11 protein-coding genes are annotated in these 12056 nt (G+C 56.6%); 2 read left to right on the top strand and 9 right to left on the bottom strand.

Annotation, left to right across the window (positions count from 1 at the left end; translation table 11 throughout):
- Both apaG and apaH read left to right on the top strand, forming a co-directional pair.
- On the top strand, positions 1-378 hold the full coding sequence (gene apaG, locus ACDO57_RS15210) for a Co2+/Mg2+ efflux protein ApaG (protein ID WP_370884213.1): 378 nt from the start codon (positions 1-3) through the stop codon (positions 376-378).
- Positions 379-382: 4 nt separating this feature from the next.
- On the top strand, positions 383-1231 hold the full coding sequence (apaH, locus tag ACDO57_RS15205; RefSeq protein ID WP_023310360.1) for a bis(5'-nucleosyl)-tetraphosphatase (symmetrical) ApaH: 849 nt from the start codon (positions 383-385) through the stop codon (positions 1229-1231).
- Between the two features lie 86 nt (positions 1232-1317).
- On the opposite strand, the gene folA is transcribed toward apaH, so the two are convergent.
- From folA to fkpB, 9 genes are all read right to left on the bottom strand, one after another.
- Positions 1318-1797, bottom strand: coding sequence for a type 3 dihydrofolate reductase (gene folA / locus ACDO57_RS15200; RefSeq protein WP_008502023.1), 480 nt, complete (start codon positions 1795-1797; stop codon positions 1318-1320).
- Positions 1798-1911: 114 nt separating this feature from the next.
- A complete protein-coding gene (gene kefC, locus ACDO57_RS15195; protein WP_061715984.1) occupies positions 1912-3777 on the bottom strand; it encodes a glutathione-regulated potassium-efflux system protein KefC in 1866 nt (621 codons plus the stop codon).
- Positions 3770-4300: a glutathione-regulated potassium-efflux system oxidoreductase KefF gene (gene kefF, locus ACDO57_RS15190; RefSeq protein ID WP_024907429.1), complete on the bottom strand. Its 531-nt coding sequence runs from the start codon at positions 4298-4300 to the stop codon at positions 3770-3772. Before kefF ends, kefC begins: the two co-directional genes overlap by 8 nt.
- A 103-nt stretch (positions 4301-4403) precedes the next feature.
- A complete protein-coding gene (locus ACDO57_RS15185) occupies positions 4404-4637 on the bottom strand; it encodes a YgdI/YgdR family lipoprotein (RefSeq protein WP_023310357.1) in 234 nt (77 codons plus the stop codon).
- Positions 4638-4776: 139 nt separating this feature from the next.
- Positions 4777-8001, bottom strand: coding sequence for a carbamoyl-phosphate synthase large subunit (carB, locus tag ACDO57_RS15180; protein ID WP_024907428.1), 3225 nt, complete (start codon positions 7999-8001; stop codon positions 4777-4779).
- Positions 8002-8019: 18 nt separating this feature from the next.
- The gene (gene carA, locus ACDO57_RS15175; protein ID WP_024907427.1) at positions 8020-9168 is read right to left on the bottom strand and encodes a glutamine-hydrolyzing carbamoyl-phosphate synthase small subunit; all 1149 of its coding nucleotides are present in this window, start codon (positions 9166-9168) and stop codon (positions 8020-8022) included.
- Between the two features lie 454 nt (positions 9169-9622).
- Positions 9623-10444 (bottom strand): 4-hydroxy-tetrahydrodipicolinate reductase, encoded by an 822-nt coding sequence (gene dapB / locus ACDO57_RS15170; protein WP_024907426.1) that lies wholly within the window; start codon positions 10442-10444, stop codon positions 9623-9625.
- A gap of 205 nt (positions 10445-10649) precedes the next feature.
- Positions 10650-11600, bottom strand: coding sequence for a 4-hydroxy-3-methylbut-2-enyl diphosphate reductase (ispH, locus tag ACDO57_RS15165; protein ID WP_024907425.1), 951 nt, complete (start codon positions 11598-11600; stop codon positions 10650-10652).
- A 1-nt stretch (position 11601) separates the two neighbouring features.
- Positions 11602-12051 carry an FKBP-type peptidyl-prolyl cis-trans isomerase gene (gene fkpB, locus ACDO57_RS15160; RefSeq protein WP_003856450.1) on the bottom strand — a complete coding sequence of 150 codons (450 nt, stop codon included), beginning with the start codon at positions 12049-12051 and terminating at the stop codon, positions 11602-11604.
- Positions 12052-12056: the final 5 nt, after the last annotated feature.

Genomic DNA, 12056 nt, shown 5'->3' with positions numbered 1-12056 from the left:
ATGATTGATTCGCCCCGCGTATGTGTCCATGTACAAAGCGTCTATATTGAATCACAGTCCTCTCCGGACGAAGATCGTTTTGTTTTCGCTTATACCGTGACCATTCGCAATCTGGGGCGGATGCCCGTGCAGCTGCGCGGGCGCTACTGGCTAATCACTAACGGCAATGGCCGCGAAATTGAAGTTCAGGGCGAAGGTGTGGTCGGTGAACAGCCCCACATCGCCCCTGGCGAAGAGTACCAGTACACCAGCGGCGCGGTAATTGAAACGCCGATGGGTACCATGCAAGGCCATTATGAAATGGTCGACGTCGATGGCAATGGATTCCGCGTTGCCATCCCTGTGTTCCGTCTCGCCGTTACTACACTCATTCATTAATCTAATGTCTACATATCTGATTGGCGACGTTCACGGTTGCTACGATGAACTGATCGCATTGTTAAAACAGGTCGACTTTACGCCAGGACAGGACACGCTCTGGCTGACGGGCGATTTAGTCGCGCGTGGCCCCGGCTCCCTTGAAGTATTACGTTTCGTCAAATCGCTGGGCGACAGCGTGCGCATGGTGCTGGGTAATCACGATCTGCATCTGCTGGCGGTTTTCGCCGGGATCAGCCGCAACAAGCCTAAAGATCGCCTCACACCACTGCTGGATGCGCCGGACGCGGACGATCTGATTAACTGGCTGCGCCGTCAGCCCCTGCTGCAGATCGACGAAGAGAAAAAGCTGGTCATGGCGCATGCCGGGATCACGCCACAATGGGATCTTGAGACGGCGAAAACCTGCGCGCGTGACGTTGAGGCGGTGCTGGCGAGCGACTCGTATCCTTTCTTCCTTGATGCCATGTATGGCGATATGCCGAACCACTGGAGCGAGGATCTCAGCGGTCTGGCCCGCCTGCGCTTTATCACCAACGCGTTCACCCGCATGCGTTTCTGCTTCCCGAACGGGCAGCTGGATATGTATTCCAAAGAGACGCCGGAAAGCGCGCCCGCCCCGCTGAAACCGTGGTTTGCCATTCCGGGACCGGTGACCAGCGAGTACAGCGTGGTATTTGGTCACTGGGCAGCACTGGAAGGAAAAGGAACGCCGGAAGGGATTTACGGTCTGGATACCGGATGCTGCTGGGGTGGGGAGTTAACCTGCTTACGCTGGGAAGATAAAGCTTACTTTGTGCAGCCGTCCAACCGACAGCTGGACTTAGGAGAAAGTGAGGCCGTTGCCTCCTGACTAGTGCCCCCTTCCCCAAAAGGCCGCACCGAACAGTCCCCTCTCCCCTTTGGGGAGAGGGTTAGGGTGAGGGGTAGGAAAATTACTTAACGACGTTCCAGAATCTCGAAGCAGTAGCTGTGAGAGTTCTGTGCATCCGCGTCGTGGAATTCGCTGAATACCGATTCCCACTCGTCCGGATCGTAGTCCGGGAAATGGGTATCCCCTTCCACTTCTGCATCAATGTGGGTCAGATACAGCTTCTGCGCTTTTGGCAGGAACTGCTCGTACACACGCCCACCGCCAATCACCATAATCTCTTCGGCATTGCCGCATGCAGCAATCGCCTCGTCTACTGATTTTACCCATTCGACGCGATCGTCAGTGCCTGGCTGGCTGCTGATAACGATATTCTTACGGCCCGGCAATGGACGACCAATCGACTCCCAGGTCAGGCGGCCCATCACTACCGGCTTGTTTAACGTAGTACGTTTAAACCATGCGAGATCGGCAGGCAGGTTCCACGGCATGGCATTTTCCATACCGATAACGCGGTCCACCGCCAGCGCTGCAATCAGACTGATCATTGAAAATTTCCCGGATGCAAAAAATTGCCGCCACTATACGGAAAGCTTAATCTTTCGTCGACTGGCGGCAGGGTAAAGATAAAGAAATTTTTTAATATTGCTGGCAACTCCACTTCACGCGGAAGGTTTACTCTCGGGCTCGTCAGCCGGATCGCCGGTATGCTTGCCCTCTTCCGTGCCCTGCCAGCCATGGCGCTGGATCAGCGACAGGTGGTTACGGTCCTCGTTAATGATTTCCGTCAGCATCGCGCTGGTGCGTTTAAACACCGCCGCGCGCTCGGTGGCCGTACTGCCCGCCATCGCCGCCATCTCTTCAACCATCTCGGTATTAAAGCGACGGAACAGGTCCGCCCGTTCGCGCGCTTCGTACGCGCCAAGCCCCAGGTTTTCCAGCGCCATACGGCCAGACTTCAGCGCACCTTCGAACGTTTCACGCTCCGGTGCGTCTACGCCCGCCTGTCGCAGCCTGATGTAGTGATCCACATCGCGCGCGCGGGAGATAATGGTCAGTTCCGGGAAATGCTCTTTAACCAGTTCCACCATCTGCATGCTGGTCTCCGGATCGTCAATGGCGTTAATCAATACCTCGGCTTTTGCCGCCCCGGCGGATTCCAGCAGATCGACGCGGGTGGCATCCCCGTAAAACACCTTCATATCAAATTTACGCAGGGTATCGACATGGTCGGGATCGTGATCGAGGATGACCATCTTCACGCCGCTGGAGAGTAATAAACGCCCGACGATCTGCCCGTAGCGACCAAATCCGGCGATGATGACGCGCGGCTGCTCCTCATCAATCTCATCGGCTTCGCGCTCCTGCTCGCTGTCCGATTTTTCCAGACGCGTCAGCACCACCAGCAGCACAGGCGTCGCCGCCATCGACAGTGCGACCGCCAGCGTCAGCGCTTTCGCCCACTCGGGATCGAGCACGTTTGCCATCTGCGCGGCGCCAAAGACCACGAACGCAAATTCACTCCCCTGCCCCAGCAGCACGGCAAACCAGCGGCGCTGCCTGGTCGGCACGTTTAATGGACGCGCAATCAGCCACAGCATCACCATTTTAATGATCAGGAAGCCGACGAGCAGGATGACGATCCGCAGCGGGTGCGTCACCAGCGTGCCGAAGTCGACGGACATCCCCACACCAATGAAAAACAGCCCCAGCAGCAACCCTTTGAACGGCTCGATATCGCTTTCCAGCGCGTGACGGTATTCAGAACTCGCCAGCAGAACGCCTGCGAGGAACGCCCCCATCGCCATCGACAGCCCGGCCTCTTCCAGCAGCAGACCAAAGCCGAACACCAGGAACAGCGCCACGGCGCTGAACACTTCGCGCAGGCCCGAGCGGGCAACGAACCGCAGCAGCGGACGGGTGACGTAGCGACCAAGCAGCACCACCAGCGCCAGTGCGCCCGCCACCTTCAGTGCCGACAGCGCGAAAGCGCCCAGCGTGGTAGAGGAACCGCTGGCCGCCAGCAGCGGGATCATCGCCACCAGCGGGATAGCGGCAATATCCTGGAACAGCAGCACCGAGAACGCGCTACGTCCCATCTGGGATACCGTCAGATTTCGTTCGTTCATCGCCTGCATGGCAATGGCCGTTGAGGAGAGCGCCAGGGTCATGCCGATGAGCTCTGCCACTTTCCAGTCCATGCCCAGCAGGATGCAGAACCCGCCCAGCAGCAGGCCGCAGGCCACCATCTGCAGTGCCCCACCGCCAAATACCGATGCGCGAAGCTTCCACAACCGCTGCGGATCGAGCTCCAGGCCAATCACAAAGAGCATCAGCACAACGCCGATTTCAGCGAAATGGAGAATCGCCTCTGCATCCGTCACCAGTCGAAAACCCCACGGCCCAATGACGCAGCCCGCAATCAGGTAGCCGAGAACAGAGCCCAGCCCCAGGCGTACCGCCACGGGCACAATCAGCGCCGCTGCGCCAAGGTAAATCAGCGCCTGTATCAGCGTATGGCTATCCATGGTGCGCCTCCTGCCACTCAAGTAAGCGTTGTTTATAATGGCGAGCCTGCGCCTGCAGCGTTTCATCGTCGCAGACAAACGTGCAGTGCATCGCAAACGGCGGGAGCCAGTTCAGACCGCAATACAGCGCAGTCGCCTGCAGCGGCTGTGCCAGGACGTCAAAACCCGGGAAGGAACCGATATCAAAGTGGCTTTCCCCGCCGCCGGTGGTGACCGCCCACATCAGGCTTTTCCCTTTTAGCGCATTGCCGTTGTGGCCATACGCCCAGCCGTGGGAGAAGACTTTATCAATCCACAGTTTCAGGAGCGGGGGCGTGCTATACCACTGCATGGGATGCTGCCAGATAATCAGATCGGCACGGGAAAGCGCCTCCTGTTCGGCGGCGATATCGATATTAAAATCGGGATAGAGTTGATAGAGGGAACGTATCTCTACGTTATCAAGCGTCCTTACCTGCTCAAGCATCCGCTTATTCGCATGCGAGTGCTGCGGATAAGGATGGGCATAAATTATCAGAATCATTGATTAGCCTGTTGTTACTGCTTTCTTTTAACAAAAGAGTGTAGTCAGTAATTCAACAGGCTAATAGTGAATATTATTGACGGGCTTACGTCAGAATTCTGAATTAGTTATCCAGCTCGCCCATCGATTTCACCTGGTCACGGTTGATCTGCTCGGTTTGACCGGTTTCGGCGTTTTTGTACGACACCAGACCGGTATCGTCATCTACCTGCGGTTTTCCGTCGGTAACAATGGTTTTGCCATCGGTGGTTTTTACGGCCTGATTGGACGAACAGCCCGCAACGGTAAACATTGTCGTGGCAGCCAGAACGGAAGCGATCAGTAATTTATTTTGCATGGTGTTTTCCCCTGCTCTCAGTTGAATTTCGTTATCGACCTAATGATTTTAGGCTAACTGACTGAAAGCGGATGAAAAACCAGAAGGTTCTGAAGATGGGGAGAATGCCCGGCAGCCGAACGGCACCGGGCATTTTTACTTACTTGCTAATCTGCGCGTGCATTTCCTGCACTGAAATCACCTTCTCGGTAGCATCCGCGTTCAGCGCCATGGCCGTTGCGAAACCGCCGTTCAGGGTGGTGTCGTAGTGCACTTTGTACTGCAGCGCGCTGCGGCGAATCAGCTTGGAGTCTTCGATCGCCTGGCGGCCTGCGGTGGTGTTGATGATGTAGGTGTATTCGCCATTCTTGATACGATCCTGAATGTGCGGACGACCTTCATGCACCTTGTTCACCAGACGCGGGTTGATGCCGGCTTCGCCCAGCACAATCGCCGTACCGTGGGTTGCATCCAGCTCGAAGCCCTGTTTCAGCAGCTTGGCGGCCAGGTCAACCACGCGCTCTTTGTCGCCTTCACGAACGGAGAGCAGCGCACGGCCTGATTTTCTCATGGTGGAGCTACTGCCCAGCTGTGCCTTCGCGAACGCTTCAGCGAAGGTGCGGCCTACGCCCATCACTTCCCCGGTAGAGCGCATTTCTGGCCCTAACAGCGGGTCAACGCCCGGGAATTTGTTGAACGGCAGCACCACTTCTTTCACCGAGTAGTACGGTGGAATGATCTCTTTGGTCACGCCCTGCTGCGCCAGCGTCTGGCCCGCCATCACGCGCGCCGCCACTTTCGCCAGCGGTACGCCGGTGGCTTTGGAGACGAACGGTACGGTACGTGCCGCACGCGGGTTCACTTCAATCAGGTAGACTTCGTTGTCTTTCACCGCGAACTGGACGTTCATCAGACCGCGAACCTGCAGCTCGAAGGCCAGCTTCTGCACCTGCTGGCGCATCACGTCCTGGATTTCCTGGCTCAGGGTGTACGCGGGCAGAGAACAGGCTGAGTCACCGGAGTGTACGCCTGCCTGCTCGATGTGCTCCATGATGCCGCCAATCAGCACCATTTCGCCGTCGCAGATGGCGTCCACGTCCACTTCAACCGCGTCGTCGAGGAAGCGGTCGAGCAGCACTGGCGCATCGTTGGACACGCTCACCGCGGTCTGGAAGTAGCGGCGCAGGTCGGCTTCGTCATACACGATTTCCATCGCGCGGCCGCCCAGTACGTACGAAGGACGCACCACCAGCGGGTAGCCAATCTCTTTCGCCTTCTCAACGGCCATCTCAATGGCGGTGACGGTGGCGTTCGCCGGCTGTTTCAGCTTCAGACGGTCAACCGCCTGCTGGAAACGCTCGCGGTCTTCCGCACGGTCAATCGCATCCGGGCTGGTACCGATAACCGGCACGCCTGCTGCTTCCAGCGCGCGCGCCAGCTTCAGCGGGGTCTGGCCGCCGTACTGCACGATAACGCCTTTTGGCTTCTCGATGCGCACGATTTCCAGCACGTCTTCCAGGGTAACCGGCTCGAAGTAGAGGCGGTCAGAGGTGTCGTAGTCGGTCGATACGGTTTCCGGGTTACAGTTGACCATGATGGTCTCGTAACCGTCTTCACGCAGCGCCAGGGAGGCGTGCACACAGCAGTAGTCGAACTCAATGCCCTGGCCGATACGGTTTGGACCGCCGCCCAGCACCATAATCTTGTCGCGGTCGACGGACGGGTTCGCTTCGCACTCGTCTTCATAGGTGGAGTACATGTAGGCGGTGTCGGTCGAGAACTCCGCCGCACAGGTGTCCACACGCTTGTAGACCGGGTGCAGGTCATACTGGTCGCGCAGCTTGCGGATTTCCGCTTCACGCACGCCCGCCAGCTTAGCCAGACGCGCATCGGCGAAGCCTTTACGCTTCAGCACGCGCAGGAAGTCGGCGTCCAGGCCGGTGATGCCCAGCTCAGCCACCTGCTCTTCCAGACGCACCAGCTCTTCAATCTGCACCAGGAACCAGCGGTCGATGTTGGTCAGGTTGAACACGCCGTCGACGGACAGGCCCGCACGGAAGGCATCGGCGATGTACCAGATACGCTCTGCGCCCGCGTCTTTCAGCTCGCGACGGATTTTCGTCAGCGCTTCCGGGTCGTCCAGGCTCACTTTCGGGTCGAAGCCGGTCGCGCCCACTTCGAGACCGCGCAGCGCTTTCTGCAGGGATTCCTGCTGCGTGCGGCCAATCGCCATCACTTCACCGACAGATTTCATCTGGGTGGTCAGACGGTCGTTCGCGCCTGCAAATTTCTCGAAGTTGAAGCGTGGAATTTTGGTGACAACGTAGTCGATGGACGGCTCGAAGGACGCAGGCGTGCGGCCACCGGTGATGTCGTTCATCAGCTCGTCGAGGGTGTAGCCCACCGCCAGCTTCGCCGCCACTTTCGCAATCGGGAAGCCGGTCGCTTTAGAGGCCAGTGCGGAGGAACGGGACACGCGCGGGTTCATTTCGATAACAATCAGGCGACCGGTTTTCGGGTTAACGGAGAACTGCACGTTAGAACCGCCGGTTTCCACGCCGATTTCACGCAGTACCGCCATCGAGGCGTTACGCATGATTTGATACTCTTTGTCGGTCAGGGTCTGAGCTGGCGCAACGGTGATGGAGTCACCGGTGTGGATACCCATCGCATCGAAGTTTTCGATAGAGCAGACGATGATGCAGTTGTCGTTTTTATCACGCACCACTTCCATCTCGTACTCTTTCCAGCCAATCAGCGATTCATCAATCAGCAGCTCTTTGGTTGGGGAGAGATCCAGACCGCGTTCGCAAATCTCTTCGAACTCTTCGCGGTTGTAGGCGATGCCGCCGCCGGTGCCGCCCATGGTGAACGATGGACGGATGATGCACGGATAGCCCACGTCAGCCGCAACGGCCAGCGCTTCTTCCATGTTGTGTGCGATACCGGAGCGCGCGGTGTCGAGGCCGATTTTCTTCATCGCCACGTCGAAGCGGCGACGGTCTTCTGCTTTATCAATCGCGTCGGCGGTCGCACCAATCATGGTCACGCCGAACTCGGCCAGCACGCCCTGACGCTCCAGCTCCAGCGCACAGTTCAGCGCCGTCTGGCCGCCCATGGTTGGCAGCACTGCGTCCGGACGCTCTTTCTCGATGATTTTACGCACCACTTCCCAGTGAATCGGCTCGATGTAGGTTGCATCAGCCATTTCCGGGTCGGTCATGATGGTCGCCGGGTTAGAGTTCACCAGGATAACGCGGTAACCCTCTTCGCGCAGGGCTTTACACGCCTGCGCGCCGGAGTAGTCGAATTCACAGGCCTGGCCGATCACGATCGGGCCAGCGCCAAGGATCAGGATGCTTTTTATGTCTGTACGTTTTGGCATTGTCTTCTCGGCTCCTGATTATTTAGCGGTCTTACGGTATTGCTCGATAAGTTCGATGAAGTGATCGAACAGCGGCGCGGCGTCGTGTGGGCCCGGGCTGGCTTCCGGGTGGCCCTGGAAGCTGAACGCTGGCTTATCGGTACGGTGGATGCCCTGCAGGGTGCCATCGAACAGCGACTTGTGGGTCACGCGCAGGTTAGCCGGCATTGAGGCTTCATCGACGGCAAAGCCGTGGTTCTGCGCGGTGATCATCACCGTGTTGTTATCGATGTCTTTCACCGGGTGGTTACCACCGTGGTGGCCGAACTTCATCTTAACGGTGTTCGCACCGCTCGCCAGGGCCAGCAGCTGATGGCCGAGACAGATGCCGAATACCGGGATGTCGGTTTCCAGGAAGGACTTAATGGCGGCGATAGCGTAATCGCACGGCGCCGGGTCGCCAGGGCCGTTGGACAGGAAAATACCGTCCGGATTCATCTTCAGCACGTCTTCGGCAGACGTTTGTGCCGGCACCACCGTCAGGCGGCAGCCGCGGTCAACCAGCATGCGCAGGATGTTGCGCTTGGCGCCGAAATCGTAGGCCACCACGTGGAACGGCAGCTCGCTCTCTTTTTTCGCTTCCGGCAGGTCGCCTGAAAGCGTCCAGCTACCCTGAGTCCAGCTGTAGGCTTCAGCGGTAGTCACTTCTTTCGCCAGGTCCATGCCGTTCAGGCCCGGGAAGGCTTTCGCTTTTTCCAGCGCCAGCGTCGCATCGAGGTTATCACCCGCGATGATGCAGCCGTTCTGTGCACCTTTCTCGCGCAGCAGACGCGTTAACTTACGGGTATCGATATCGGCAATCGCCACGATGTTATGGCGCTTCAGGTAAGAAGAGAGGTCTTCGGTATTGCGGAAGTTGCTGGCAATCAGCGGCAGATCGCGGATGACCAGGCCTTGCGCATGTACCTGAGAAGATTCTTCGTCAGCAGCATTGGTGCCGACATTGCCGATATGAGGATAAGTAAGAGTAACGATTTGGCGAGAATAGGAAGGATCAGTGAGGATTTCTTGATAACCGGTCATTGAAGTATTGAAAACGACTTCCCCAACCGCCGAACCCGTTGCCCCTATGGCCCGACCGATAAACTGGGTTCCGTCTTCCAGAACCAATAGCGCTGACTTAATCAAAACACCCTCCAGAGAATATTCACTCACTTTATTTGCATATTAATTCATAACCATGTCATGGATCAATGCAAATGTGTTGCCAGCGGATTTTTGGCAAACGGCGGCATTCTGGGGATTTGGTGGGTAAAAGTCAACTTAAAACGGATATTTTGTTTAGTCTTTTGCAGGCCTGGCGAGAGGAATGAGGCTTAAGCGACAAAAAGATCAGGTAAATCACTGCGGAAAACGCTTGCGCGCCTGGTTTAATAAAAAATCAGCGGATGGAGCATCATAAAGTGGACCAAATGGTCAAAATTTACATTTCAGCAACGTTAATACGCAGCAATAGATAGGTTTTTATAGGCTTATAGCCTGATTAACATTGAAACAGTCAAAATAAAAGGGCAATAAAATATTGCCCTATGCAATCAAACAATTACGACTGCAATAACCACATCACGATGGGTAATAATGCTTACAAATTGTTGAGATCGAGCACATCTCGCATATCAAAAAGGCCATCTTTCTTATTTTTCAGCCACAAAGCGGAGCGTACGGCGCCGTTAGCAAATGTCATTCGGCTGGAGGCTTTATGCGTAATCTCGACACGTTCACCAATATCGGCGAACATCGCCGTGTGTTCGCCGACAATGTCACCCGCTCGCACGGTGGCGAAACCAATGGTGCCCGGTACGCGTTCGCCGGTGTGACCTTCGCGGGTATAGACCGCGCACTCTTTTAAATCTTTATCGAGTGCATGCGCAATCGCTTCGCCCATCGCCAGCGCCGTACCTGATGGCGCATCAACTTTGTAACGGTGGTGAGCTTCTACGATCTCAATATCGGTATAGTTGCCCATCACCTTCGCGGCCTTCTCCAGCAGCTTCAGCATGACGTTAACGCCCACGCTGAAGTTTGCGGCGAAGACAATCGCAATCTCTTTTGATGCATCCTGGATAGCCTGCTTGCCCGCGTCGTCAAAACCGGTGGTGCCGATCACCATCCCCTTGCCGTGCTGACGGCAAAACGCCAGATGCGTGAGCGTCCCTTCCGGGCGGGTAAAATCGATGAAGACATCGAAGTCCTCTTTTACCGCCTCCAGGCTGCTTTGCACGGTAACGCCCGTGTGGCCTGCGCCCGCCAGCTCACCGGCATCGGTCCCCAGAAGTGAAGAACCTTCACGCTCCAGGGCCGCGCCAAGCGCGACGCCATCCATCTGAAGAGCCGCCTGAATAAGCTGACGGCCCATACGTCCACCCGCGCCCGCAATGGCGACACGGATCTGTGCATCATGCATAGTTATTCTCTTACGTTAAAATGATGTAAACCGTTTTCAGATTAACCAGCCTTGAGAAGCACTGCCAACTGAAAACACCGATAATTAGAATTTAACGTGAAACCGACTTAAATATCAGTAAAAGACATGATTTTGTCGTCACGATAAAGTAACGGTTAAAAAAAAGGCCAGCACAGGAGGTGCTGGCCTTTCATCAGAAAAGGGACTATTCAACTTCGCGGGCATCAATGCGCAGTTCTTTCGGGACTTCGAAAACGATGTTCTCCTCACGTCCTTCCAGCGGCACCGCTTCGCCACCGCCCAGCTCCTGCAAACGGGAAATGACGTTCTGAACCAGAATATCTGGCGCAGACGCCCCGGCCGTCACGCCGACACAGGCCGCATGCTTAACCCACGCTTCCTGAATATCCGACGCGTCATCAATCAGGAACGCTGCCTTCCCCATGCGCTGCGCCAGTTCGGCCAGGCGATTGGAGTTAGACGAGTTTTTGGAGCCGACCACCAGCACCACATCCGCCTGTTCAGCCAGTGCGCGCACCGCTTCCTGACGGTTAGTGGTCGCATAGCAGATATCATCTTTACGCGGACCGACGATTTTCGGGAAGCGCTGACGCAGGGCGTCAATCACGTCTGAGGTATCGTCTACGGAGAGCGTCGTCTGGGTCATAAACGACAGACGGGCTTCATTTTTCACGTTCAGCGTCAGGACATCTTCAGGCGACTCAACCAGATACATCCCCCCTTCCGGGTTGCTGTACTGGCCCATGGTGCCTTCAACTTCCGGGTGACCGGCGTGGCCAATCAGAATCGACTCTTCACCACGACGGCTGGCGCGCGCCACTTCCATATGCACCTTGGTCACCAGTGGACAGGTGGCATCGAATACGGTCAGATCGCGGCTTTTCGCTTCGTTACGTACCGCCTGGGAGACGCCGTGCGCGGAGAAGATCAGGATCGCACCGTCCGGCACTTCGCTGATCTGCTCGATAAATATGGCGCCGCGCTCGCGCAGGCTGTCAACCACGTAGCGGTTATGCACCACTTCGTGACGTACATAAATCGGCGCGCCGTAAATCTCCAGCGCGTTTTCAACAATGCTGATAGCGCGGTCTACACCGGCGCAAAAGCCGCGCGGGTTAGCCAACAGGATCTGCATTTCAGGCCTCCAGTGCAGGATCGATTTCCAGCACTTCAACATCAAAATGAACGGTACGCCCGGCAAGCGGATGGTTGAAATCAACGGTAATCGAATCGCCGTTGATTTCGCGGATCACGCCAGGCATTTCGCTGCCGTCCATAGCGGTAAAGAGCATAATCGCCCCGATTTCCGGTTCGCCCGCGTCCATGAACTCACGGCGCGAGAAATACTGGATCAGATCGGGACTTGGCACGCCAAACGCGGCATCCGGCTCCAGCGAAAAGGCTTTTTTCTCACCCTCTTTCAGACCGAGAAGCTGCTGCTCAAGACCTTCAGACAGGGAAGTATCGCCAAGACGAAACAGGGCCGGTTTGCCGTTATTGCGGGTGGATTCGGCCGTGGAGCCGTCATCCAGCTTCAGCGTGAAGTGGACGAGAACCGCGCTGTTGCTCTGTACGGATTTAGACATGCAAA

Origin of the sequence: Enterobacter cloacae complex sp. 2015409 (assembly GCF_041365315.1) — a bacterium.
Classification (GTDB): domain Bacteria; phylum Pseudomonadota; class Gammaproteobacteria; order Enterobacterales; family Enterobacteriaceae; genus Enterobacter; species Enterobacter pseudoroggenkampii.
Note: the sequence above shows the minus strand (reverse complement) of the source record. Positions and strands in the feature narration are given on the sequence as shown.